General features: G+C 34.9%; 20 protein-coding genes, 1 pseudogene and 1 riboswitch. Of the genes and pseudogenes, 11 read left to right on the top strand and 10 right to left on the bottom strand.

All coding sequences use genetic code 11. From position 1 onward, the window contains the following. Window positions 1-2 precede the first annotated feature (2 nt). The 7 genes from walK (at window position 3) to rlmH (ending at window position 7,392) form a co-directional block, all read left to right on the top strand. Entirely contained in the window at window positions 3-1,847 is a 1,845-nt protein-coding gene (walK, locus tag JOD29_RS13560; protein ID WP_124765697.1) for a cell wall metabolism sensor histidine kinase WalK, read from the top strand. Continuing rightward, entirely contained in the window at window positions 1,844-3,163 is a 1,320-nt protein-coding gene (locus JOD29_RS13555) for a YycH family regulatory protein (protein ID WP_205101685.1), read from the top strand. The genes walK and JOD29_RS13555 overlap by 4 nt, the downstream gene beginning before the upstream one ends. Beyond that, window positions 3,150-3,983: a two-component system regulatory protein YycI gene (locus JOD29_RS13550; protein ID WP_124765693.1), complete on the top strand. Its 834-nt coding sequence runs from the start codon at window positions 3,150-3,152 to the stop codon at window positions 3,981-3,983. Before JOD29_RS13555 ends, JOD29_RS13550 begins: the two co-directional genes overlap by 14 nt. A 5-nt stretch (window positions 3,984-3,988) precedes the next feature. Beyond that, window positions 3,989-4,777, top strand: coding sequence for an MBL fold metallo-hydrolase (locus JOD29_RS13545; protein ID WP_124765691.1), 789 nt, complete (start codon window positions 3,989-3,991; stop codon window positions 4,775-4,777). A gap of 145 nt (window positions 4,778-4,922) precedes the next feature. Further along, window positions 4,923-6,221: a S1C family serine protease gene (locus JOD29_RS13540; protein ID WP_124765689.1), complete on the top strand. Its 1,299-nt coding sequence runs from the start codon at window positions 4,923-4,925 to the stop codon at window positions 6,219-6,221. Between the two features lie 188 nt (window positions 6,222-6,409). Further along, window positions 6,410-6,574, top strand: a complete 165-nt coding sequence (locus JOD29_RS13535; protein WP_124765687.1) for a CxxH/CxxC protein — start codon at window positions 6,410-6,412, stop codon at window positions 6,572-6,574. 338 nt (window positions 6,575-6,912) lie between these two features. Continuing rightward, complete coding sequence (rlmH, locus tag JOD29_RS13530) at window positions 6,913-7,392, top strand: 23S rRNA (pseudouridine(1915)-N(3))-methyltransferase RlmH (RefSeq protein ID WP_124765685.1); 480 nt, start codon at window positions 6,913-6,915, stop codon at window positions 7,390-7,392. Window positions 7,393-7,458: 66 nt separating this feature from the next. On the opposite strand, the gene JOD29_RS13525 is transcribed toward rlmH, so the two are convergent. The 3 genes from JOD29_RS13525 to JOD29_RS13515 all read right to left on the bottom strand — a co-directional run bounded on the left by JOD29_RS13525 (window position 7,459) and on the right by JOD29_RS13515 (window position 11,268). Continuing rightward, window positions 7,459-8,778, bottom strand: a complete 1,320-nt coding sequence (locus JOD29_RS13525; RefSeq protein ID WP_124765683.1) for a GntP family permease — start codon at window positions 8,776-8,778, stop codon at window positions 7,459-7,461. 30 nt (window positions 8,779-8,808) lie between these two features. Beyond that, window positions 8,809-10,095 (bottom strand): histidinol dehydrogenase, encoded by a 1,287-nt coding sequence (gene hisD / locus JOD29_RS13520; RefSeq protein WP_124765681.1) that lies wholly within the window; start codon window positions 10,093-10,095, stop codon window positions 8,809-8,811. Window positions 10,096-10,275: 180 nt separating this feature from the next. Beyond that, window positions 10,276-11,268 carry a LacI family DNA-binding transcriptional regulator gene (locus JOD29_RS13515; RefSeq protein ID WP_124765679.1) on the bottom strand — a complete coding sequence of 331 codons (993 nt, stop codon included), beginning with the start codon at window positions 11,266-11,268 and terminating at the stop codon, window positions 10,276-10,278. 344 nt (window positions 11,269-11,612) lie between these two features. Between JOD29_RS13515 and JOD29_RS13510 the strand changes: the two genes are divergently transcribed. Next, entirely contained in the window at window positions 11,613-12,476 is an 864-nt protein-coding gene (locus JOD29_RS13510) for a glycine betaine ABC transporter substrate-binding protein (RefSeq protein WP_124765677.1), read from the top strand. A 79-nt stretch (window positions 12,477-12,555) separates the two neighbouring features. Here JOD29_RS13510 and JOD29_RS13505 read toward each other — a convergent pair. The 3 genes and pseudogenes from JOD29_RS13505 to JOD29_RS13495 all read right to left on the bottom strand — a co-directional run. After that, window positions 12,556-12,711: pseudogene (locus JOD29_RS13505) on the bottom strand (coenzyme F420-0:L-glutamate ligase); the annotation flags it as partial. Next, window positions 12,699-13,376 (bottom strand): class I SAM-dependent methyltransferase, encoded by a 678-nt coding sequence (locus tag JOD29_RS13500; RefSeq protein WP_239585720.1) that lies wholly within the window; start codon window positions 13,374-13,376, stop codon window positions 12,699-12,701. The gene JOD29_RS13500 and the pseudogene JOD29_RS13505, both read right to left, overlap by 13 nt. A 272-nt stretch (window positions 13,377-13,648) precedes the next feature. Then, the gene (locus tag JOD29_RS13495; RefSeq protein ID WP_124765673.1) at window positions 13,649-15,304 is read right to left on the bottom strand and encodes a M20/M25/M40 family metallo-hydrolase; all 1,656 of its coding nucleotides are present in this window, start codon (window positions 15,302-15,304) and stop codon (window positions 13,649-13,651) included. A gap of 167 nt (window positions 15,305-15,471) precedes the next feature. After that, window positions 15,472-15,657, top strand: a riboswitch (Lysine riboswitch). Window positions 15,658-15,733: 76 nt separating this feature from the next. Between JOD29_RS13495 and JOD29_RS13490 the strand changes: the two genes are divergently transcribed. The 3 genes from JOD29_RS13490 to JOD29_RS13480 all read left to right on the top strand — a co-directional run bounded on the left by JOD29_RS13490 (window position 15,734) and on the right by JOD29_RS13480 (window position 18,008). Further along, the gene (locus JOD29_RS13490; RefSeq protein ID WP_124765671.1) at window positions 15,734-16,537 is read left to right on the top strand and encodes a transporter substrate-binding domain-containing protein; all 804 of its coding nucleotides are present in this window, start codon (window positions 15,734-15,736) and stop codon (window positions 16,535-16,537) included. Between the two features lie 68 nt (window positions 16,538-16,605). Next, window positions 16,606-17,289: an amino acid ABC transporter permease gene (locus tag JOD29_RS13485; RefSeq protein WP_124765669.1), complete on the top strand. Its 684-nt coding sequence runs from the start codon at window positions 16,606-16,608 to the stop codon at window positions 17,287-17,289. Further along, entirely contained in the window at window positions 17,286-18,008 is a 723-nt protein-coding gene (locus JOD29_RS13480; protein WP_124765667.1) for an amino acid ABC transporter ATP-binding protein, read from the top strand. The genes JOD29_RS13485 and JOD29_RS13480 overlap by 4 nt, the downstream gene beginning before the upstream one ends. Before the next feature lie 135 nt (window positions 18,009-18,143). Here JOD29_RS13480 and JOD29_RS13475 read toward each other — a convergent pair whose 3' ends face one another. The 4 genes from JOD29_RS13475 to JOD29_RS13460 all read right to left on the bottom strand — a co-directional run bounded on the left by JOD29_RS13475 (window position 18,144) and on the right by JOD29_RS13460 (window position 25,160). After that, complete coding sequence (locus JOD29_RS13475) at window positions 18,144-19,430, bottom strand: Nramp family divalent metal transporter (RefSeq protein ID WP_124765665.1); 1,287 nt, start codon at window positions 19,428-19,430, stop codon at window positions 18,144-18,146. A gap of 339 nt (window positions 19,431-19,769) precedes the next feature. Beyond that, window positions 19,770-20,951, bottom strand: a complete 1,182-nt coding sequence (locus JOD29_RS13470; protein ID WP_124765663.1) for a NupC/NupG family nucleoside CNT transporter — start codon at window positions 20,949-20,951, stop codon at window positions 19,770-19,772. 256 nt (window positions 20,952-21,207) lie between these two features. After that, the gene (locus JOD29_RS13465) at window positions 21,208-22,626 is read right to left on the bottom strand and encodes an MFS transporter (RefSeq protein WP_124765661.1); all 1,419 of its coding nucleotides are present in this window, start codon (window positions 22,624-22,626) and stop codon (window positions 21,208-21,210) included. A gap of 191 nt (window positions 22,627-22,817) precedes the next feature. Then, window positions 22,818-25,160, bottom strand: coding sequence for a helix-turn-helix domain-containing protein (locus tag JOD29_RS13460; RefSeq protein ID WP_124765659.1), 2,343 nt, complete (start codon window positions 25,158-25,160; stop codon window positions 22,818-22,820). Window positions 25,161-25,306: the final 146 nt, after the last annotated feature.

Raw genomic sequence — 25,306 nt, 5'->3', positions numbered from 1 at the left:
GAATGCGTAAAGTAAGTTTTTTTAAATCCATTCATGTAAAACTTGTTTTAATATATGTACTTTTAATTATTATAGCTTTACAAATTATTGGGCTCTATTTTTCAAATCAGCTGGAAGACAATTTAAAGGAAAACTTCCAACGGTCCATTTTTGAACGAATCGATTTAGTACAATATAGTATTCGAGAAGAGATGTTAAAGGACCACGATGATGCCCCTCTTTCATTAGAGCAAAGCTTAACGATGATTTTACGTGAATTCTCTACAGGAGATGTAAATGAAATCCGTGTAGTTGATAATCGTAATAAAGTATTAGCAACATCTGAGATTGAAAGTAAGTCCATTGTTGGCCAACGTTCGAATGATGATGTAGCACCGAAATCCATTTCAACAGAAACATATTCAGATAAAATTGCCCTTGATACAGAGACTCGAAAACGCGTTTGGATTTTGGCCACTCCAGTTTTTAACACTGTTGGACCAGATGGCGATGTAATAGGTGCTATTTATATTGAGTCGAACATCGAAAAAGTATTTGAACAAATGGGTGAAATTAACCGGATTTTTGCTGGTGGAACAGCTATTTCTCTTGCTATTACTATTATTTTGGGTATCTTGATTGCAAGAACAATAACAAGACCTATTTTAGATATGCGTAGACAGGCACAAGCAATGGCGAGGGGGAACTTTTCACGTAAGGTTCGGGTGTATGGTAATGATGAAATTGGTCAACTAGCGATTTCCTTTAATCATTTAACCAACCGATTACAGGAAGCAACTTCTACTACAGAAGCAGAGCGACGTAAGCTTACTTCGGTACTAAGTAATATGACAGATGGGGTTATTGCAACTGATCGAAAAGGTAAAATTATTTTAATCAATGAACCTGCGTTAAGTTTATTGAATGTTTTACGTGAAGAGACGTTAAATCGCCCTATTGCCTCTGTTTTGGGTCTTGATAAGGAATATAGTTTTGAAGACCTTATTAATATGAAAGACCCGATTAACCTAGATTTCAGTACACCGGATATAAACTTTATCCTACGTGCAAGTTTTTCAGTGATTCAAAAGGAAACAGGTTTTGTTAATGGGTTAATCACGGTATTACATGATATTACGGAGCAACAAAAAATCGAAATGGAACGCCGTGAGTTCGTTGCCAACGTATCGCATGAATTAAGAACGCCTCTTACAACGATGCGAAGTTATTTAGAAGCATTATCAGACGGAGCTTGGAAAGATGAAAATATTGCCCCTTCATTTTTAAATGTAACTCAAACAGAAACTGAACGAATGATTCGGCTTGTTAATGATTTACTAAACTTATCTAAAATGGATAGTCGAGATTATAAGTTAAATAAGGAACTTGTTGAGTTTAATATGTTCTTCAATCGCATCATTGATCGTTTTGAAATGTCAAAATCCCAAGATGTTCAATTCATTCGTTATATACCAGAAACAACCTATTTTGTTGATATTGATACTGATAAGCTTACACAAGTAATTGATAATATCATTTCAAATGCACTAAAATATTCGCCAGATGGTGGGAATATTCGATTTGGGTTTACCGTACAAGAAAATATGTTAAAAGTGATGGTCTCAGATGATGGAATGGGTATTCCAAAAGAGAATCTAAGTCGTATTTTTGATCGTTTTTATCGAGTAGATCGAGCGCGGTCCCGTGCTATGGGAGGAACTGGTTTAGGCTTAGCTATTGCAAAGGAAATGATCGCAGCACATGGTGGTAAAATATGGGCTGAAAGTGAGTTAGGTGAAGGGACAACCATTTTCTTCACATTACCATTTGAATTGGATGAATTAGATGAGGTGGGTGATTGGGAGTGAAGCATCTTGAACAAATAAAATCTATTGTTCTTTTCCTCCTAGTGGTGCTTAGTCTTATTTTAACGTTCACTATTTGGAGCTACACACCAAACTATCAATATATTGATGAGACACAAGTCGATCGAGTAACAGTAGGTGAACAAAAAAAAATCAATGATATTATCAAACCATATCGAATTGTTCTTAGGGAAGATGGTTTTTGGAGGGGGACAGTATCCACTTCATCAATTAATAAGATGATGACTAGCCTTTCAAGCTGGAATGCATCCAAACTAGAATTTTTACAAAGTAATCTTACTGATGGAAAAATCAATGATATGGTTCGTACAAATAACCGTATGACTCTCTTCTTTTCGGGGGAGGTCCCAATTAAAACTTTTCAGTCAATCTTACATTTTGAACAAGATGATTTACCAAATATGACATTCGATCATCTAATCATCGATTGGAGTAAGCTTGATGCACGCAATACATTACAATTATTTTTGGTCAGTGAAAAAAATCGGACACTTTACAGTACGACTATTACAATAAGCCCTAATTATTTCTACTCAAATATTGCAAGTGCAACTGAAAATAGCGTAGCATACAATGAGATTTTCCGTGAAAATGAATTATCTTTATATGTGTCTGGGATTGATGAGAAATTTACACAGTTTACTTACTATATAGATGATATTTCACCAGAGCTTTTTAAGGAGGCACTTTTTACTGATCCAAGTATTGCAAAGAAAAGTGTTGATAGTTCTGACTCAGAAAAATATACAGACGCCCGGTCAATCATGACTGTCGATAAAAAGAATAAAACTATTCATTATGTATATCCAAAAACAGAAAGCTTCCTTGAAATTCCTAACTCAGACTTGCTTTATGATAGTTTTGATTATGTTAATGACCATGGAGGGTTCACAGGTGACTACCGCTACAGTTACATTAATGTAGGACGACATATAACAGAATACCAATTGTTTATGGAAGGTCTACCAGTATTTAGCTCAGTAACTTCTACACGTATTTCAACTACGTGGGGGGAAAATCAAATCTTCAGTTATCGACGTCCATATTATTTATTAGATATGGATATTTCAGAAAAAAAGAAAGTCCAATTACCATCCGGGCTAGAAATGATTGAGTTAATTAAAGGGTCTGATATAAAGATGTCCTCAATTGATGAGATTTTAGTAGGATATTATTTAGTTAAAAATGAAAATGAACTTCTTCATACGTTAGAACCAAGCTGGTTTATTATTCAAAATGGAAGTTGGACTCGTGTTACGCCAGAGTTACTAGGAGGGGTGGAAGATGGATTGGAGTAGATCGAAATCTATCTTCATCTTCGTGTTTCTCATTTTGGATTTATTTCTATATTCTCTTTACCTAAATCGACATACTGAGGCGGAGAAGGTAGAAATATTAGGTGAAGAAACAATTGAAGCAAAGTTAAGAAATGATAATATTACTTATGTAGCATTACCAAATAATATAGACACTGCAGCTTATTTATCTGGAAAAGTTAAAAACTTTGAAGAAGCAGCTTTACCATCAAATCGTAATCAAAAGGTTAAGGTTGAAAATGAAAATAAGCTTATTGTGACATTGGAGAAACCGGTAAAGCTTCGCAATTTAGATGACGAGGCAAGTTACAAAGAGTTTTTACAGTCTAATGTTTCAGAGGGGGCATCCTACGTTTTATGGGAAATTGACCATGAAAAAAGGGTAGCAACATTCTTTCAACGTATAAATGAACGTACAATTTACTACAACATTAACGGCATTGTAACAATTTATTGGAATGAGCAAGGTGAAGTATATCTGTACGAACAAACGATGTTAGAAGGGTTAGAAGAGAATGAGAAAAAGGAAAATCTGTTATCTCCTCTACAAGTAATCCAAACATTATATGCAAAGCAATTGTTAAAACCAAACTCACGTATTACTCAAATGAAATTAGGGTATTCAACACTTGTGCAACTAACACAAACCCAAGTATTTGTGCCAACATGGGATATACGTGTTGAAAGCGAAAATGGCAATCAAGAGGAATACTTCGTTGATGCTGTTGAAGGAAAAGTTATTGATGTAAATTTAGATACGGTGAATGTCGAAGAAATCGAAGAAGTAGAAAATAGGGAGTAGTTACTATGCGATTTAGTGTTTTAGCAAGTGGCAGTTCGGGAAATGCCATATATGTAGAAAATGACGAGCATGCCTTTTTAGTCGACGTTGGATTAAGTGGTAAGAAAATAGAACAACTTTTTGCTAAAATTGATCGTGATATGAAAAAGTTATCCGGAATTTTGGTTACACATGAACATAGTGACCACATAAAAGGACTAGGCGTCGTTGCTCGAAAATACAAAGTACCAATTTATGCAAATGAAAAAACGTGGAAGGCGATGGACGGTCATATTGGGAATATCCCGGAAGACCAACGTTTTTTATTTAATATGGAAACAGTTCAATCGTTTGGTTCAATAGATATTCAATCTTTTGCAGTTTCTCATGATGCTGCAGACCCGATGTTTTATGCTTTCCATGAAAATAACCGCAAACTTGTATTAATTACTGATACTGGTTATGTCAGTGACCGTATGAAGGGACATATTCGTGGTGCTGATTCTTTCGTTTTTGAAAGTAACCATGACATAGGTATGCTCCAAATGGGACGTTATCCATGGTCGATAAAGCGCCGCATTTTAAGTGATGTCGGCCATGTTTCAAATGAGGACGCGGCAGTTGCGATGAGTGAAGTGGTGTTTGAAAAGCCAACTCAAATCTATTTATCACATTTAAGTAAAGATAATAATATGAAAGATTTAGCTAGAATGACGGTTGAGCAAACATTACAATCCTGTGGCATCATTGCTGGTGAATTTGTTCATTTACATGATACGGATGCAGAAGAACCAACGATGCTTGTACCAGTTTAAAAAACAAATATAAATAATAAGACTTTGTGGAAATAAAAATTCCGCAGGGTCTTTTTTATTTTGGTTTTATTTAATTTTCATGTAATTTTAATGTTCGAATTGTATCATAATGTCAATAAGAGGTAGAAAGGATGGAGAAAATATAATGAGTTATTATAATGAGGATGAACAGAATAAATATAATTCACAATCAGATAATCAAAGTAGTCCAATCTCTCCTTTACAAGAAAGGTTAAAGCGAGAAGAGGAAGAAGAAAATAAAAGACGCACTAAAAAATCGGGTGGAGGTAATAAAGCCGGCTATTTTATGAGTGGGGTAGCCGGTGTAATTGTGGGGGCACTTTTAGTATGGTTGTTGCTCCCTTCTATGGTGAACCAGCTTCCAGGTGGAACAAATAATAATGCAAATAAAAGTGAACCAGCTACAACAATAGATCAAACTGCTACAGAAGTAACAACTGATATTACAAAAGCTGTAGACGAAGTATCAGATGCAGTAGTTGGAATCACAAACATTCAAGAGGTATCTGATTTCTGGACAAGACAATCTACAACACAAGAAGCCGGTAGTGGATCAGGTGTTATATATAAAATAGAAGGAGACACGGCGTTTGTTGTAACAAACAACCATGTTGTAGAAGGTGCGAAACAACTTGAAGTAACACTAAACGATGGGACAAAAAAAGAGGCAAAACTGGTAGGTAGTGATATTTGGACAGACTTAGCAGTTGTAGCTATTGATAGTGAAAGTATTAAAACCGTGGCCAAGTTTGGGAACTCAGACGTATTAAAACAAGGTGAAACAGTCATTGCTATAGGGAACCCGCTTGGTTTAGAGTTTTATGGTTCTGTTACGACAGGTGTTATTTCCGGTAAAGATCGTTCTGTACCAGTTGATTTAAATTCTGATGGTACAGAAGATTGGCAGACAGAAGTATTGCAAACAGATGCTGCCATAAACCCAGGGAATAGTGGTGGGGCTTTAATTAATATTGCAGGGGAATTAGTTGGTATTAACTCAATGAAGATTGCGGAATCATCTGTTGAGGGATTAGGTTTCTCTATTCCAATTAATTCAGTTATTCCAATTATTGAGGAGATTGAAGCAAATGGTGAAGTAATAAGACCACAAATGGGGATTTCACTATTAGATTTAACTGATGTGCCTGCATTCTATCAACAACAAACATTAAAACTTCCTAAAGAAGTGACTACAGGTGTCGTGGTTAATGAAGTGGTAAACGGTTCAGCTGCCGACAGTGCAGGTGTTGAACAATATGATGTTATTGTAGAAATGGATGGCAAGAAAATTGAAAACTCAATTGATTTGCGTAAACATTTATATAATGAAAAAGAGATTGGCAGCAAAATGAACATTAAAGTTTATCGCCAAGGTAAAATTGTAGAAATAGAGCTAACTTTAACTGATCATACAACATTATAAAATCTGTTATGTATTGAGGAGTATGAACAAATTGTGGATAACTTATTAAAAAGTTATTCAGACGAGTGGTGGAAGAAAAGTCCTTTCTTTCTTACTCGTTTTTTGTTTGTTACAATGGGTTGTGGATAACATTGATTAAATTGTGAATAAGTTTGTGGAAATTTCAGAAAGTAAGGAGCATATAAAAAATGAAAAAGTATAGCTGCGAAACTCATATAAATCACGCATTGGACATGTTTGTTGTAGAGACAATGGAGTTTCCAATAATGGATAAACTGAAAGAGGAAGAAAAGTTATCCACAAAGTGTTCTTATTGTGAAGAGCCTGCCGAATATATTGTATCGACAAAATAAATTTACACAATATATAGAATGGGTTTGTGGATATGTGTATAACTTTTGTGGATAAGTTGTTTGTAAATGAAATGTAAGCGTGGATAAAATGTTAATAGCCTAATTTTCTGAATCTAGAAGTTGTATAACTTCAATATATGTTAGGGGATTTTAACGGAGTAGAAACTGCAATTAAATTTGATATGGTGTGGAATGTAATTTGTTAATAATGTGAAAAAAACATATCCACCCAATTCAACGTTACTTAGCCTATTACGTATTAGAGTTATTTGTAATATACCACAGAGTTATCACGATTAAACATATTCCTATGAATGAACTAAAAAGGTGGATTTTAATTGAATATAACAATCATTTCGGTAGGAAAGTTAAAAGAGAAATACTTGAAAATGGGAATCGATGAATATGTTAAACGGCTCGGAAGCTATGCCAAGATTGATCTAGTAGAAGTGGCAGATGAAAAAGCACCAGAGCAATTAAGTGAAGCAGAAATGGATATTGTAAAGCGTAAAGAAGGCGAACGAATACTAGCCAAAATCAATGATGGAGTGCATGTAATTGCACTAGCTATAGATGGAAAAGTGAAATCATCAGAAGAATTAGCGGAGAATATTGAATCATTGATGACGTATGGGACAAGTAAAATTGCCTTTATTATTGGTGGTTCGCTTGGCCTTCATGAAGATGTTCTTAAACGCGCGGATGACAAGCTGAGCTTCGGAAAGATGACATTGCCTCACCAATTAATGAAGCTTGTTTTAGTTGAACAAATCTATCGAAGTTTTAGAATTATAAAAGGTGAACCGTATCATAAATAAATGAGACCGATGAAATTCAAAAAATATGACAATTAGTATAAGCACTAATTGTCATATTTTTAAGTGTTAAATTCCAAATCCTAGTGAGAATAATGCAACTGCGAGTATTACGGCAATAAGTGGAACAAGAACAACTAGACAGAAGAATGCTGGATATGCGCTCTTATGTGTTTCACCGGCAATCGCGCGAATAGTCGTTACGGCATAGCCACCATGTGGTAAGGAATCGAGTGTTCCTGATGAAAGGGAAACCGTTCTATGAAGTGCTTCAGCGTTAACCCCCATATCTAGGTAGTGTGGTCCGAGAATTGGTAATGCAATTGATTGTCCACCTGATGAAGAACCAGTCAAACCAGCGATAACAATTACTGCAACAGCTCCGCCGATTAAGGGATCTCCTGGTATACTTGTCATAAATTCAACTGCTGTTTCAAAAGCAGGAGTAACTTTCGCTACGCCACCAAATCCAACAACAGCTGCTGTATTTCCTATAGCAATTAAAGCTCCTGTAGTACCTTCTCCAACTGCTTTCCAGAAATTTCTGAAATATTTTCTGTTAAATATCCAAGTTGTAATAATCCCACTAAGCAATGCTATTATAAGTGCAGATTGACTTAGAGAATCATGGAAAACAAAAGATACTATTAGAACAGAAAGTAATGGAATTAAGCTAACTATTGGATGAGGTAAATTTGTTCTAATTTCTTTATTGTCTGTCTCACGTTCAATAAAATGCTCGCCATTCTTAACAGCTCTACGGATAATTTTCATTAACCACCAATAACCAAAAATAAGAATAAAAATTGCAACTATTAAACTAACTTCCCAGCCTGCGTATGGATTAGTTCCCAAGAAAGGAATAGGAATCCAGTTTTGAATTTCTGGAGACCCAGCTGATGTCATAGTAAATGTCGTTGAACCGAAAGCTAATGCAGCTGGTATAAATCTTCTAGGTAAATTTGCTTCTTTAAATAAGCTTACCGCCATTGGATAAACTGCAAAAGCAACAACAAAAAGACTAACACCACCATAGGTTAATACTGCACAGGCTAGTACAACTGCAAGTACAGCATTTTTTATTCCAATTTTAGTTACAATCCAGTTGGAAACACTGTCTGCTGCACCGCTATCTTCCATTACCTTACCGAAAATTGCACCAGCTAAAAACATTAGGTACCAAGAAGTAATAAACCCAGAAAATCCATTCATATAACTAGTAACAAAATCTATTTCTCCTTCACCAGCAAGTTGAGGAAACAAGGGTAAACCATTAAGCAAGGCAACTACAACAGCTGAAAGTGGAGCAACTACTAGTAAGTTCATGCCTCGCATAACTAAAACAGTTAATAATACTAAACCGCCGATTAAACCTATCATACTTATCATATTGGTCACCTGCTCACACAAAGTGATGAATTATTCATCACTCTTACCATATTTACGAACGCGAAGTAGTGCTTGCTCTGCATGTCCTGCAAAGTTTTCAAGTTGACAAAGACGTGCAGCATATTCTCCAATCATAGCACTTTGTTTTTTGGAAGTAACCTTTTGATAGGTAACTGTTTTTATGAATTTACCTACCCAAAGTCCTCCAGTGTATCTTGCTGCACCTTTTGTTGGTAAAGTGTGGTTTGTCCCAATTACTTTGTCCCCATAAGCAACATTTGTTTCTGGCCCTAAGAATAAGCAGCCGTAGTTTGTCATGTTTTCTAAGAAGTAATCAGGATTTTTTGTTAAAATTTCAACGTGCTCAAATGCTAAACGATCTGCTTCCTTAAGTGCTTCTTCTTCATTTTCAACAAGGATAATTTGTCCATAATCTTCCCATGAAACTCTAGCGATATCGGCAGTTGGTAAAATCTCAAGCTGACGTTTGATTTCTTTAACTGTTTCCTCAGCGATATGACGAGAAGTTGTAATAAGTGCACCTGGAGATGTTGGACCATGTTCTCCCTGACCTAAAATATCAGTTGCAATCATTTCTGGATCACTTGTTTCATCCGCAACAACTAAAGTTTCAGTTGGTCCAGCAAATAGGTCAATACCAACACGACCGAATAGTTGACGTTTCGCTTCGGCAACAAATGCATTACCTGGCCCAACAATCATATCTACTGGTTCAATTGTTTCAGTACCAATCGCCATTCCAGCCATTGCTTGGATTCCACCTAGTATGTAAATTTCGTCTGCGCCAGCCTTATGCATTGCATAGACAGTTGCTGCTGGGATCTCCCCATTAATTGGAGGAGTACATGCAATAACTCGTTTTACTCCAGCTACTTTTGCTGTTAATACACTCATATGTGCTGAAGCAACCATTGGATAACGCCCACCAGGAATATAACAACCAACACTATTTACAGGAATGTTCTTATGACCAAGAATCACTCCTGGCATCGTTTCTTCTTCCACATCTTTTAATGATGAAAGTTGAATTTCAGCAAATTTACGGATGTTATTTTGAGCAAATTCGATATCTTTTACAGTTTGTTCAGGAATAGAATTGCAAATTTCCTTAATTTGTTGTTCAGATAAACGGAAACTCTCTGGGCTCCAGTTATCAAATTTCTCTGAGAGACTTCTAATTGCTTGATCTCCACTTTCTTCAACCATTTGGATAGTTGATCGAACAATTTCGGAAACCTTTGCATCATCTTTCTGAATATCCTCTTGAACTTTACCTTTTTTTAAATAAACCGCCATTATAAACTCTCCCCCTATAATGCATACGTATGCAAAAATGTGTAAATAGACTCAATTAATCTATAAATGATATTTGTTAGTTTGGAAATGCATACGTATGCAAATTTTCAAAAATTAGAAAAGCTATTTTTATAATAGCTTTAATAAGATGTTAAATGAAAGCGCTTTTACGTGTCAACACTATTTTACAATAGTTGTATCTCGATGGATAAATTGCCCTTTTAATTTTACAGTTTGGAAAGGGGCACTTTTTGTTTTAGTTATAAGTAAATTAATAGTTTCATCTACCATTTGCTCAATGGGTTGTGCCCAAGTAGAAAGCATATAAGAAGGCCAAGAAGCCATTTTTATATTATCAAATCCAATTACAACAGTCTCTTCAGGTACAGCTATTTTCTTTTCACGTAAGGCATCCAATGCGCCAATTGCTGTAATGTCATTTGCTCCAAAAATAGCTTGGGGTTGATGTCCATCTTCTATCATTTTTTTTGTAAGGTGGAAGGCCCTTTCATATGTATAGTCTCCTTCAAGGGCCGTAATCTGTATACCCTTAGAGTTAAAAAATTCAGTAAATCCAAATTCACGCTCTTGATTCGTAGACGTATTTCTTTTGCCGGTTATAAAAACAATGTCCTTCATTCCTTTATCATATAGATAGGCTGCTATATCCCTGGCTGCTGAAACATTATCACAGGATACAGAACTACAAGGGATATTTTTGTCATACCGATTAAACAATGCAATTGGTATATTATGATTGTAAATTTTAGTAACAATATTGGAGGAAATAACTGCATCTGTAACAATAATTCCTTCTACGTTGTACTCTAAAAATTGATTTAGCTCTTCTTGTTGAATTTCTTCATTTTCAGTATACAAAAATAGAATTTTATATCCCTTTGCACGTAATTTCTTTGAAAACATTCCTAAGACTTCATGATAGAAAGGATTTTGTATATCTTTCATTGCTAGTCCTACCATATTAGTTTTTTGTTTTGTTAAACTCCTAGCTAACGCATTTGGGCTATAATTTAATTCTTCTGCAACTTTTAAAACCCGTTCTCTAGTCTTTTCAGAAACACTAGCACCTGGAGTGAAAACCCGTGATACGGTCGACTGCGATACATTGGCAAGTCGAGCTACATCCCAAGCTGAAATAGCTTTCTTATCCATAAGCAAGCTCCATTCTAAAGATTCTATATACTACTAATATTATCATAATAGGAATTTCCAATAACAGATACTGTTAATCCGATAATTGAAAGTATTCAACAAACATGTTTAAAAATTTTCATATCTATATAAATTAATTGATTTGTAGATAATGAAATTTAAGTTACTAATTTAAGTCCTATGAACTTTTTAAACCGCATTGTCTCCCAAAAACTCTGATCATCTGGATTCTTTGCGAATTTGACAAAAGTAACAACTCCTTATAGAATTTAAGTTGTTACTTTTTTCATATAATTCATTCTATTTTAGAAAAAGAAAACTAGGTTATAGGAAAGGGAGATTTTATGAAATTCGGTAGATTATATATGCTCGGATTGGCTTTAGTAGTCAGTTTATTATTAGCTGCGTGTGGCTCTGATGCTGAAGCTACTAAAAGTAAAGCTGTGAATTTAGCTTATGTTGAATGGGAAACAGAAGTTGCCTCTACACATGTAGTAGGACAAGTTCTGGAGGATTTAGGATATGATGTAACACTAACACCTTTAGATAACGGGATTATGTGGGAATCTCTTGCTAATGGGAAGGTAGACGGCATGGTATCGGCTTGGCTACCACAAACGCATGCACCACAAGTGGAGAAATATAAAGACCAAATAGATGATTTAGGTGTAAATCTAGAAGGTGGAAAGATTGGAATGGTCGTTCCTAGTTATATGGATGTAGACTCTATCGAAGATTTAACAGATGAAGCGGACAAAACTATAACGGGTATTGATCCAGGGGCAAATATGACCAAAGCTACAGAAGATGCGTATAAAGTCTATCCTAATCTTGAAGACTGGACTGTACTTACTTCATCTTCAGTAGCGATGACAGGAGCTCTAAAGAAAGCGATTGAGAACGGAGAGGAAATTATCGTAACAGGTTGGTCTCCGCACTGGAAATTTAACGCATTTGACTTGAAATATTTAGATGATCCTGAAGGGATATATGGGACTGAGGAATATATCGGTACATTTGCACGTAAAGGATTTAAAGAAGACAATCCAGGGGCATATACTGTTCTAGATAACTTCTATTGGACTACAGAAGATATAGAAAGTGTTATGTATGATATTATGGAAGGCATGGATCCTAAAGATGCCGCAAAAAAATGGATTGAAGAAAATGAAGCGAAAGTTGCTGAATGGACAAAAGATATTGAATAAGATTTTCTTTACTAGATGTACAATAATTGAATAAATGCCAAAGGGGGGAAGATATCTAATCTCCCCCTTTTTGTAACTCTTATTTTGTAAAATTATCAAAGTAACCTTGAATATAGACAATTGGTGTTCCTTTATCTCCACTACCTGAAGTCAAATCAGATAATGAGCCAATTAAGTCTGTTAGTCTACGAGGTGTAGTACCTTGTGCTTCGATTGCACCAACTAAATCTTCTTTGTACATAAGTAAATTCTATAGCCTAATATTTCCTGATATTTAAAGGTGAGATCATAATGTTTCTCTAAAATTTCATAAAGATCTGGCTCAATTTCGCCTGAATAATTGAAATTCGTAGCCGATTTAATGGATATACTTTTTTCTATACGAATTTCCTCAAAACCTGCCTCTTTTATTAATGCCACCCATTCTTCTTCCTTGGTCAGGGAAGGAAATCCATAAAATTGTTTGATTTCGTTAACTGCCTTCTCCTTTAGTGACTGTGTAATTGTTTGTTCAATTGCAATTAAACGCCCACCGTTCTTTAATACCCGATAGATTTCTTTAAGAGCACTTGGCTTATTTACAAAAGAAAGAACAGATTCAGAGACAATAAAGTCAAAATGATGATCAGGGAATGGCATTTTTTCTACTGAGCCTTGGATTATGTTTACAGATAGATGACTTTTCTTCATTCTTCTTTTAGCTTTTTCAACCATTGTCGGGTTAATATCTATACCAGTTACTTTTGCTCCATATTTGTGAGCTAAGTAGGCTGCTGTTTGCCCAGTACCACAACCTACATCTAGAATGTGAGAAGTTCTGTTAATGTTCTCCCTATTGAATATTTCCTTTGTTAAATTAATACCTCCAGGGTGTGCACCCTCAATACCGAGTTTAGACAAAAAATCTAGATACTTCGAATTTTGAATAATGACCACCTTCTTATTTATTTTTAAGGGAAGAGGGGATAAACATTTTAAAATGTGTGGGAATTTGCGCCTCCAACTTGAGACCAGTATTTAAGCACTTCTTGTATAGTATGAATGTAAAAAATTATGGTTCTTGCTAGAGATTATGGGGCGGTAAAGATTAAAAAATGTGCCAGTCACTACTCGTTGTTACCGAATAAATCGGTATCGATTGAGAAGCGACTGGCACAATTATATGTTAATTATTATTCTTTACTTAGTAAATTTTGAATAACTTGATTTGTTATATTAGGTACTATTTCAAGGGAATATTTCATTTCCATTCTTTCAAGCTTTTTGTGAGCATCCAAACCGTATGGACCGATATTAACAACAGGTACATTAATATCTCTGATATCTTGAAACTCAACATAATGTTTTGTGCCCCAACCAGGGTTGTTTTTTGATACAGCGTTAATCCCATCTTCATCATCACTTAAAGCCATAAAACTCATATCAGAGATATATGGGAAGAAGTTTCGTGTAACAATTGGATGTGGATATTCTGGTTGTATAGTTTCTACAGCTTGATCAAGAGCGTTAATTAATTTCAGCTCATCATCTGTTTTCCCTGTCAATTCAATTCTTGGTGAGTATAGGGAAGAGTAAAACAAGATAATAGCTGGACTTTTATCCTTCATCCATTTCCAGGCCTCTTCAACAACTCGTGCAGCAAACATGCGCGTATCTAGTTCTGATTTTTTCAGAAGACTTTGTTTGAATTCATTCATATGTACAATGAACTCATCGCCGTTTTCTTCACATAATAAATGCTCCATTTCTTCATATGTAAAAACTCTCGGCTTCCAAGGAATTGAAACAAATGGTTCACCACTTATTTCACTATAATTGCGATATCTTTCTTCAAAAGTAGTAAGCGCATTGTTAAAAGCAATCATTGCCTGTTCTTTTAGTTTGGCCAGTACGTCTTTAGGAGACCAAGAATGTATAAAGAAATTATAATAAACATATGCAGATAATGCTGTTTGAACGGTATAAGATGGTTTTAAGTCCGTTTGTTTTAACGATACAGGTGGAACTGTCGTTTCTCCATATGCTTCATTGGAAAGCTCTGTATTATAATTGATTTGTTTTGTTAGTTCGGCGGCAATAAAGTTAGGATCTAAACCTTCAAAAGCTGAACCAACATGTGTTTCTGCACCAGTAATAAAGAATGATGGCAATAGTTTACCTACCGTCCCTTTATAAATATAGCGATTTTCATCACCTTCAAAGCGAGGTGAAACGAAGTCAGAATTAATAGCTGCAATATATTCGAATCCATGTTCCTTTTTCCACTTTTTTAAGACTTTTAAAGCGGAAAGGACTCCATGTGAACCGTCTTCCTCGTCACATTCTGCTAGCAACACTATGTTGCCATCAAGTTCTTCAGGATGTTCAGAATAGTACTTTAATAGATAGAGGTTGCTTGCAACACCACTTTTCATATCAAGGACGCCACGTCCAAATAACCAGTCTCCAGATTCTAAATGCTCCTTAGCAGAAGTTGGTAATTCCTCGTTCTTTAATGCTTCCATTAGGTCGTCCGGGAAACATGCATGTTCTTTCAATTGGTTGAAGTCATCAATCCCAACTGTATCAATATGCCCCATTAAGATAATTGTTCGGTTACTTTTCCCTTTTTTACCCTTAACAAAGGCCATAACATTATATCGTTCTTGATCATCGTCAGTGGTCTTCTCTAATACAACTGATTCAGGATTACTAGAGAAATATTGTAATGAAGAAATAGTCTTAAATAATGATTGTGCGATTGTTGTTTCGCCAGTTGTATTTACAATACTTTCTATGTTAACAAGCTCTTTTGTATAAGCCAATATATCTTCGCGACAGTTCAACATTTGACTGCCTCCTTTTTTGTATATGATTCTATCAAAATGTAACTTAAGATAAAAAACCCGTCAAGTGTAGTCTAAATTATCTGAACAGATGTTGTATTTTTTGAAAAGTTCTACTATAATTGTTGGAGTTATATTAATTTTATATCAAATCCTCATCTTTTCGCATTAGGTGAGGTAGAGGTCGCGGTTTATAAAAGTATTCTATTTGAGATTAAGTGAAATCTATGAAAATAGGAGAAAGGATGAATCGCCGAAGCTTTATGAAATCACTTTTTTTCATTAAGGCTGGGGCTGTACTCAAATAGGGGCAGAACTGTCACAATTCCTTTGGATTGTGGAGAACTATCTTAAGAAATGCAAAAGCTGAGGGTGTACTTAAAGCACTGTCAAATAAAAGCGGCAGTGTTTTTTTTTCAAGGAGGAATACATATGAAAAAGTTATCTATTTTTTTAGTTGCAGCCATGTTGTTGCTTTTATCGGCATGTGGCACGAAGGAAAGTGACCAAGGAGCAAAAGAAACAAAATCAAGTGAATCTGAATATGGTTTAGTAAAAGAAGGATCATTAACCTTTGCAATGACAGGACAGTATCCACCATTAAATTTTAAAAAGGATGGTAAATTGACTGGATTCGATGTAGAAATCGGAACTGAAATTGCAAAACGCTTGGGACTTGAAGCGAACCCTGTTACAAATCCATGGGAAACAATTATTCAAGGGTTAAAGGCAAATAAATATGATGCGATTATCGGAAGTATGACTGCAACACCTGAACGTGATAAGCAAATTGATTTTACTGAACCTTACTATCTATCAGGTGCACAGATTTTCGTTGCAGAAAATAATACGGATATTCAATCAAAAGAAGACTTACAAGGTAAAACAATTGGTGTTATTCAAGCAAGTACTTGGAAGGATATGGCGGAAACATTAACTTCTCCTGATAAGGTGAAAGGATACCCAGTTGACGTGAATGCATTACAAGATTTAGAACTTGGACGCGTAGATGCAGTAATCACTGATAAAATCGTTGGTGTTAGTGCACAAAATGAAAAAGGCTTAAAAATCAAGGAAATTGGTGATTTATTAAACGAGGACCGCGTTAGTATAGGGGTTGTTGAAGGAAATACTGACCTTGCAGATAAAATTAATGAAGCACTTCAAGCCATGATTGATGATGGTACGTACGAAGAGATTAGTATGAAATGGTTTAATACTAACATTATGGAGTAAAAGATATTAGAATTCGTGAAAGCGCCTTTTATTGGGCGCTCTCACTTTAAAAGGAGGAGGCTGGTCTCATGATTTTTTTACAAAACATCGTCGGCATTTTCAGTGAACATGGACTTGCCTTTTTAAAAGCTACATGGACAACAATCGCGATAACAGCTATTTCCTTGTTGTTTGCGTTGATTATTGGACTTATTTTTGCTAGTTTTAAGATTTCTTCAAACAAGATCCTGAATTGGATTGCTGATATTTACATAGGGGTTATTAGAGGAACGCCTCTCATTGTTCAAATTATGTTTCTATATTACGGCTTGGCCAATATTATTAACTTAGACAGCTTCACAGCGGGGGCATTGGCATTGGGAGTCCATTCCGGTGCTTACATTGCAGAAATTTTTAGAGGTTCCGTACAATCAATTGATCGTGGACAAATGGAAGCGGCAAGATCTTTAGGGATGCCTTATTCGCTTGCTATGAGGAGAATTATTTTCCCTCAAGCTTTCAAAAGATCTATTCCGTCCTTGGCAAATCAATTCATTATTGGCTTAAAAGATTCTTCTCTTGTAGCTTATATTGCGGTAACAGATTTATATAACACAGCCCTTGGAGTACAAGGAGAAAACTATATGCCATTTGAAACTTACTTTGTTGTTGGGATTTATTATTTAATCATCGTGCTTATTTTCACTTGGATTGCAAAACGACTTGAGCAGAAAATGGATGTTAGCAAGCCTAAGGAGGTTAGTATTGCATGATTGAAATTCGTAATCTTTCAAAATCCTATGGTAAGCTTGAAGTTTTAAAGAATATTAACTTAAGTATTAATGAGAAAGAAGTAGTTGTTTTGATTGGTGCAAGTGGTTCAGGTAAAAGTACGTTACTACGATGCCTAAATTATTTAGAAGTTGCACAAAGCGGTGAAATTATCATTGATTCTGATAAAATAGATATAGCTAAAACGGATTTAAACAAAGTAAGAGAAAAAGTGGGAATGGTGTTCCAGCACTTTAATCTTTTCCCACATAAAACAGTCATTGAGAATATTATCGAAGCGCCAATTTATGTTAGAAAAAAGTCAAAAAGTGAAGCAAGTGCAAAAGCAATGGAGTTACTTAAAAAGGTAGGCTTAGAGGATAAGGCTAACTTCTATCCAGAACAGTTATCGGGCGGGCAAAAGCAGAGGGTTGCAATTGCAAGAGCTTTAGCAATGGAACCAAAAGTAATGCTTTTTGATGAGCCAACTTCTGCTTTAGATCCAGAATTAGTTGGTGAAGTTCTTCAGGTTATGAAGGACCTCGCAAATGATGGGATGACAATGGTAATCGTAACACACGAAATGGGATTTGCGAAAGAAGTAGCAGATCGAGTCATCATGCTTGCAGACGGAAATATTATTGAAGAAGGACATCCAAGTGACATCTTTTCAAATCCAAAACATGAAAGAACACAAAGATTTCTGAATCAAATATTGTAATAATAGAAAATCTACCTTCAATTTTATTGGAAGGTAGATTTTTTCGCTTATTAGATATGTTATGCAAACTGTACTATTAAAGGGAATTTCTTTAGTAGCCAGTGCCTCTTATTCTTGAAGGACAATCCTTTGTATTTAGTTAAAAAAACTTAGGATGGTTTGGGCAAGGAGAAAAATGTTTAATGCAATGATAACTAAAGCAATGATCCATGCAACAAAAGTTGTAATTCTATGATTGACGAGATTACCCATAATTTTTTTCTTGCTTGTAAAAATAATTAAGGGTATTAAAGCAAAAGGAATACCAAAAGACAAGATAATTTGGCTGATGACAAGTGCAAGTGTTGAATCTACACCAATGGCAATAATAATGAGAGGAGGAATAATGGTAATTGTTCGTCTTATATAAATAGGAATCCGGCGATTAATGTATCCTTGCATAATAACATCACCTGACATCGTACCAACTGTTGAACTCGCAATTCCAGAAAATAATAACGCAATGCCAAATAAAATCGCTGAAAATGGTCCAATAATTTCACCTAAATAAGTAAATGCCATGTCTAGACTGGATATACTTAGCCCATTTTCGAAAAACAATGCTGCTGCGACAATGAGCATACTTGCATTTACTGTACCTGCAATGACCATTGCAATTAAAATATCGATGAATTCGAAGCGAAAAATGCTCTTCTTCTCAAGCTCATTACGGCCAATAATTCTTTTTTGTGTTAAGGAGGAATGAAGATAGATAGCATGTGGCATAACGGTTGCTCCTAAAATTCCTGCAGCTAACATTACACTGTCAACACCTTCAAATTTAGGTGTGAAGAGTCCATGTAAAACAGCATTTGCATTTGGATGGGCAAAAAATACTTGTAATCCAAAAGCAATAACAACGATAAATACCATCCCTGCTATTCCTGCCTCAAGTGTTCTGACACCACGACGTTGTAGTTCTAGAATAATGAAAGATCCTATTGCAGAGATGATGGCTGCAGTAAATAATGGTATCCCAAATAACAAGTACAAGCCTAATGCCGCCCCTATAAACTCAGCAAGATCTGTAGCAATTACAACGAGTTCTCCTTGAATCCACATTGCAATCGAAACAGGCTTAGGCATATTTTCTTTTGATATTTCAGGTAGATTTTTACCAGTAGCAATTCCCAATTTTGCAGATAATGATTGAATGAGGATCGCCATTAAATTTGAAAAAAGGACAACCCAAAGGAGTAAATAGCCATAATCAGACCCAGCACTAATATTTGTAGCAAAATTCCCAGGATCGATATAAGCAACACCAGCTATAAAGGCGGGTCCGAGAAACATCCAAAATCTCCCTAACCTAGTTGGAGAAGAAGTGGCCTCTTCAAATTCCTTATACTCTGCATTGACGCGTTTTCCCCCGCTTTTATTCATAAACAACACCTCCAATTTTTCTATAGGGAATAAAAGTTTCCTTAAGGAAAATATATGCGCATTTTTTCATTTTGTCTATACATTTAGAAAATAAAAAAAGAATTACCTATTCTAATTGAGTGGTAATTCTTCCCTATATCCGTTTATTCGTTTTATGCATCCTTAAGGCGAATGAATGATCATACAAGAGAAAATTTCTTATTAAATGCAGATGGTTACGAAAAGGTTACTATAAAAAATTGCAATGAAGGGAGAGCCTACGATGGAGGATTTTCGAAGAGAGGTTGGTATTAAGGCATCCCTTTTATTATGATTAAATTGCTGTAAAACATGTGCTTTTTATAAAATAAAACTGACAATGATACCAGAAAGAATACTTACAAGTGTAGCACCATATAAAAGTTTCAACCCAAAACGGGCAACGACATTCCCTTGCTGTTCATTCAGCCCTTTGACTGCCCCAGCAATAATACCGATGGATGAGAAGTTGGCGAATGAAACTAGAAATACAGAAAGAATGCCCATTGTTCGTTCACTAAATTGGTAATCCCCACCGGATAAATCCAACATCGCGACAAATTCATTCGTCACCAGTTTAGTTGCCATTATTGCTCCTGCATCAACCGCCTCTGATAAAGGAATTCCCATTATGAAGGCAATTGGAGCAAAAAGATAGCCTAGTAAACGTTGAAAGGAAATAGTGAATAATAACTCAAATACATTATTGAATGCTGCTACTAAAGCAATAAACCCAATCAACATGACCCCAACGATAATGGCAACCTTAAAACCATCAAGGATATACTCACCAATCATTTCGAAAAATGATTGTTTTTCCGTTGCTTGTATTTCTAGAATATCTTCATTTGGTTTTACCTCATAGGGATTAACTATAGAAGCTATAATAAAACCGCCGAATAAATTTAAAACTAGGGCTGTGACAACATATTTTGGATCCAGCATTGTCATATACGCACCAACTATAGACATGGATACAGTTGACATTGCTGAAGCACAAAGCGTATAGAGACGTTGTTTTGAAAGCATCCCCAGTTGTTTTTTTAGCGTGATAAAAACCTCAGATTGTCCCACCATCAACGAGGCAACCGCATTATAAGATTCCAGCTTCCCCATTCCATTCACTTTACTTAATAAATATCCAATCCCCCTCATGATGAATGGCAGAATCTTTAAATATTGAAGGATCCCAATTAATACGGAAATAAACACAATTGGTAGTAATACGGTTAAAAAGAATGGTGCTTCTCCCTCATTGGCAATGCCACCAAATACAAAGGTAACGCCTTCAGCTGCATATTCGAGCAACTTGTTAAAAATAGCTGCAATCCCCTTGATGATGATTAAGCCGAATTCTGTATTTAATAGTAATAGTGATAAAAGGATTTGGATGACAATCATCGTGATAATGGGTTTGAATTTTATTTTTTTACGATTCGAACTTACTACCCAAGCCAAAAATAATACAACAAGAATACCCAAGATAGAAATAACATATTGCATATATGTAACCTCCTGATGAATTTAAACAATATGTGCAAGCTTCCAGTATAGTTATCGCTAGAATTTGTAATTGTTATCGATATTTTGCCCAAGAACCTTAAATTTATATTAATAAAAATTTATTTTGCTTTTCTTCATTTCCGATTTATACCCAATACTAAAAAACCCTTGTCACCATTAGAAATGACAAGGGTATAAATTACTTTTTTAATTTAACTATAAGATCATTACTTCACTTCGAAAGGATGTGAAACTTTTATCTTTGTATAGCAGGCGTCTTGCGTCTTTTTATTGTAGTAGTATTTTCTTGACCTGCATTTTTAGGGACCATGAAGAAAATTGAAAGAAGTGCTAATACTCCAAAAATAACGTTAGTAATAATACCCCAAGTTGCACCGACATCGACATTATTTGCTGACATGACGCTATAAACGGTAGCGGAAATGGCGACACCAAACGAACTTCCTAGTGAACTTGCCATTTTATAAATACCAGCAGCTTCTCCTACTTTATTAGATGGTGCATTTGAAACCGAAGTATCCGTAGATGGAGTTGCATATATCCCTAAACCAAGACCAAATAACGCGTAACCGATAAAGACAGCAATTGTATATGGTAAATCCGGTAAGAATGTAAAGCCCATTATTGCTACACCAATTGTCGTAATAACTGTTCCCCATAGCATTGGTTTTTTGGCTCCAACTTTTTGTAAGATTTTCTCTCCAACCCGAATCATGGCTAAAACAGCCACTAAGTAACCAAGGGATAACATACCTGCTTGGAAGGAGCTAAAGCCTCTTCCCATTTGTACATACGTATTAGCGACAACCATTGTACCTGCAATGGCATTTAGTAAGAAGTTCGAGAATGTTGCACCAGCATAGGGTTTGTTTTTAAATAAAGAGAAATCGATGAGTACAACATCTTTACTTTTCTCCACTTTAATGAAGACAATAACGCCAACGATTACCACGGCAGCTAAAATAGCAGATGTAAGACTTGTCCAACCTAAATCTGAGCCAAAACTAATTAAAACGTTTAAAGCAAGCATTACTACAATAAAAATCATTAACCCAGCATAATCAAATTTGAATTTTCCTGAGGTTTCAGCTCTACTTTCAGGAGCTTCTTTAATTAAAAATAAACCTATAATAGCTATAATAATGGAGAAAATGAAAATCCATCTCCAACCTAAGTATGTTGCAATTAAACCACCAGCAAATGAACATACACCAGACCCACCCCAAGAACCAATAGACCAGTAACTTAATGCACGTTGACGATCTGCTCCTTCATAATAAGTTTTGACTAAAGCAATGGTTGCAGGCATAATACAGGCTGCTGATAAACCCTGTAAAATACGGCCTATAATTAGAAGAGTTGCTCCATTTGCTATGACTAAACATAAAGATCCAATGATACTCAATATAAAACCTATATTGGTAATCCTTTTACGACCTACCTTATCAGCTAAACCTCCCATCGCCACAATAAATAGACCTGAGAATAATGCTGATAAACTGATTGCAATGTTTAACGTGCCAAGGGAAATACCTAAATCTTCTTGAACAGCAGGGACAATATTTACCAATGATTGCGCGAATAACCAGAATGTAATAACACCAAATACGATCCCTGTTATTAATTTGTTTGTACCTTTATAAGTATTTTCCATTGTGCTGCCTCCTGATTAAGACTCGAATAACTTACTATTCCTTAGAAAGATTACTTTTATAACAATTAATGATTAACAATGACTGGTGTTTTTCCATTTTGTTGATAATTTAAAAAAGCCCCCTTTTTAAAAGGAGACTTTGTTTGTATATTTTGTTTTGCCAGCACATGAATTCCATCAACTGAATTGAGTTAGAAAAATGCTTTTCGTATTTCAAAAAAGTGAATAGCATTGGCAGATAAATATGAATAGAACGACCATTCTCCGGCAATTGTTTCATCAAAGATTTCTAGGGAAGGGTAACTTAAACGTGTTATATAGTCTATTATTTCTTTATCAATTCCGTGCTGACTATTATATTCCCACCACATCTTATATAATGCACCGTGATCTTTATCAAAAATAAATTTTTTAATTTGATACTCTCCGCGAGGAATCCCTTTTATTGTAAGCCGTATTTCTTTCATTAACTTTTGAAGAAATGTATCTTCTATTGATAAAAATGGATTGGTAATGGTCGTGTTCATTAGGACTAGCTGATAGCCTAATTCGTTTTCTGTCATGATATATAATGGTCCACTAGCGATGATATTACCGCGTAATCTGTTGAGAAAAGATATAGCAAAAAATGTTGGTCGTTTACCGTTAAAATAGTGGAACATTTCCATTCCTTCTAATGGGATGCTATTAATATCTAAGCTCTTTTCATGGGTTTCTGTGTTAATCCAAAACCCGAGCATTTCAATTTGATCTGAAACACTAAATGAATCGTTAAAAACTAAAGCCCCACGAAAGAAGGTACCGTTAGTATAACGAGTATTCCCCGAAATAGTATTCCAAGAAATTAAATGAAGTGGTTTCTCTATATAATTATGTTTTAAAAATCGCTTTAATTTCTCGGTCTTTTCTTTAATAAAACCCTTAGCTAAATCAAAGTTTGTATCACCAAGTTCCTTATAATCAACTACTTCATGTGTATTAGCTTGAAATGCAATAAAATCCATATGATCACTTTGATGTAATACCCAATTATATTGACTATTAATTGTAGAACTTTTAAAAGAGAAGGGTAAAAAAAGTCCTATTCGAAGGTTTGGAATATTCGATTTTAGCATTTTGTATATTTTAAGATAAAACGTTTCAAACTCCTTGTTATTAGAGGTATTGTCTAAAACATCAGTGACCATAATGCACCAAGATTCAACATAATTATATCCAAATAATATGACGCAATGCTTAATGAACCTGTGGAGCTTTTCTAAATAAGCATCTTCTTCTTGGGCAATCTGATTATATCTAACTTGTACATATAAAGATAAATGATGGGACTTTAAAAATTCAATAGCCTCATCTGAATTATAGTAAGGAGAAGTAGTGGGAATTAACTCATCTGTTTCTACTTCAGGAGCAATCGATCTCCCAGACAATAGTTTATGTATCCCAATATATTTGATCTGTAACTCGTCTTTAGCTAGTAAAATTTGATTTCTTATACTTTCTTTTTGTAATTCTCTTAGCTCACCGACCATTAATACATTATCGGGGTGATTTAACTTCTGCCTTTTTGGAGATTGAATATCGATGGTAATGGATTCAAAATTGGTTTCTACATCACTAATTGTTTTTGAATCTTCCCCTTTTTCCATTAAAAGTCTTAGTTTTATTAAAATATCAGGTGAACTCAAGAATGTTTCCTTATCATCTAAAAGATAATCCTCGACTAAATTCACTTGCTCTTTTGCATTTTTCTCGCGATATGAAAAGGGAGTTTCCCCATATACCTCTTTAAATAAGTTTGTAAATGATTTTGCATTAGGGAACCCATTTTTTAATGCGATATAAGTAATGGAATCTTTCGTATATATTAAATCTTGTAAACTGTGTTTTAGTCTGACATTCATGATATATCGGGTAAAGCCAATTCCTAATTGTTTTTTAAAGTAACGGGAAAAGTAACTAAAGGATAAATAGAACCTATTTGCTACTTCTTCTAGGGTAAGTGGTTCATCATAATGTTGCTCGATGAATGAAATAATGGCTTTTAGTCGACTATCCTCCATATCTATATCAACTTCAGTTGTTTCATTATCTTTAAATCGTCTAATTAAGATAAGTAAAATTTTTGAAACTCTTTCACTCATCTCTAGTTTATAACCTTCTTCTTTACGAAAATGGATGATTGATATTTCGGCAAGAAGCTTTCGTAACTCTGTAATTGTATTTTCTTTGCCACGGCTTATTTCAGGTGAAAATAAATTGAATTTATAAAAACGATATTCGGGATAAAAGTGGGAAAGAAAAGAATCGGGGATACTTATTTTCAACACAGTATTTTTCGTAATACCGCGAATTTCATAAGGCTGGTTGCGGTTGATTACAAATAAGTGATCTTCACTTAACTGATGCAAGGATTGATCTGTCTCTATAGCTAGTTGACCATTCAAAACAAGGAGTATTTCAAGGCCAGAGTATATGGTAGGAGATGAGTATTCTATATTTTGGATGAGTAGTTGAATATCACTTATTGACGACATAATATATCCCTCCTAACTTTAGTTTAACTACCTGAAGTCACAATTATTACTATAATAAATTAAAAAAGAAAAATGTCGAAGGCACAAACATAGTAAAATAATAGATAGCTATTGATTTTCAAAATGTGGTACTCATTTTAAGCTTT

This window comes from Lysinibacillus composti (assembly GCF_016908465.1).
In the GTDB taxonomy this organism is placed as follows: Bacteria; Bacillota; Bacilli; order Bacillales_A; family Planococcaceae; genus Ureibacillus; species Ureibacillus composti_A.
This window is presented reverse-complemented; position numbering and strand designations above follow the sequence as displayed.

Bases quoted from the DNA above. Each gene is read 5' to 3' on its own strand.
- JOD29_RS13475 (WP_124765665.1), bottom strand. From the start codon at position 19,430: ATGAATAAAAGCGGGGGAAAACGCGTCAATGCAGAGTATAAGGAATTT.
- JOD29_RS13515 (WP_124765679.1), bottom strand. From the start codon at position 11,268: ATGGATAAGAAAGCTATTTCAGCTTGGGATGTAGCTCGACTTGCCAAT.
- JOD29_RS13545 (WP_124765691.1), top strand. From the start codon at position 3,989: ATGCGATTTAGTGTTTTAGCAAGTGGCAGTTCGGGAAATGCCATATAT.
- JOD29_RS13465 (WP_124765661.1), bottom strand. From the start codon at position 22,626: ATGGAAAATACTTATAAAGGTACAAACAAATTAATAACAGGGATCGTA.
- JOD29_RS13485 (WP_124765669.1), top strand. From the start codon at position 16,606: ATGATTTTTTTACAAAACATCGTCGGCATTTTCAGTGAACATGGACTT.
- hisD (WP_124765681.1), bottom strand. From the start codon at position 10,095: ATGGCGGTTTATTTAAAAAAAGGTAAAGTTCAAGAGGATATTCAGAAA.
- JOD29_RS13525 (WP_124765683.1), bottom strand. From the start codon at position 8,778: ATGATAAGTATGATAGGTTTAATCGGCGGTTTAGTATTATTAACTGTT.
- JOD29_RS13535 (WP_124765687.1), top strand. From the start codon at position 6,410: ATGAAAAAGTATAGCTGCGAAACTCATATAAATCACGCATTGGACATG.
- JOD29_RS13510 (WP_124765677.1), top strand. From the start codon at position 11,613: ATGAAATTCGGTAGATTATATATGCTCGGATTGGCTTTAGTAGTCAGT.
- JOD29_RS13460 (WP_124765659.1), bottom strand. From the start codon at position 25,160: ATGTCGTCAATAAGTGATATTCAACTACTCATCCAAAATATAGAATAC.
- JOD29_RS13470 (WP_124765663.1), bottom strand. From the start codon at position 20,951: ATGCAATATGTTATTTCTATCTTGGGTATTCTTGTTGTATTATTTTTG.
- JOD29_RS13550 (WP_124765693.1), top strand. From the start codon at position 3,150: ATGGATTGGAGTAGATCGAAATCTATCTTCATCTTCGTGTTTCTCATT.
- JOD29_RS13540 (WP_124765689.1), top strand. From the start codon at position 4,923: ATGAGTTATTATAATGAGGATGAACAGAATAAATATAATTCACAATCA.
- JOD29_RS13495 (WP_124765673.1), bottom strand. From the start codon at position 15,304: ATGTTGAACTGTCGCGAAGATATATTGGCTTATACAAAAGAGCTTGTT.
- walK (WP_124765697.1), top strand. From the start codon at position 3: ATGCGTAAAGTAAGTTTTTTTAAATCCATTCATGTAAAACTTGTTTTA.
- JOD29_RS13480 (WP_124765667.1), top strand. From the start codon at position 17,286: ATGATTGAAATTCGTAATCTTTCAAAATCCTATGGTAAGCTTGAAGTT.
- JOD29_RS13490 (WP_124765671.1), top strand. From the start codon at position 15,734: ATGAAAAAGTTATCTATTTTTTTAGTTGCAGCCATGTTGTTGCTTTTA.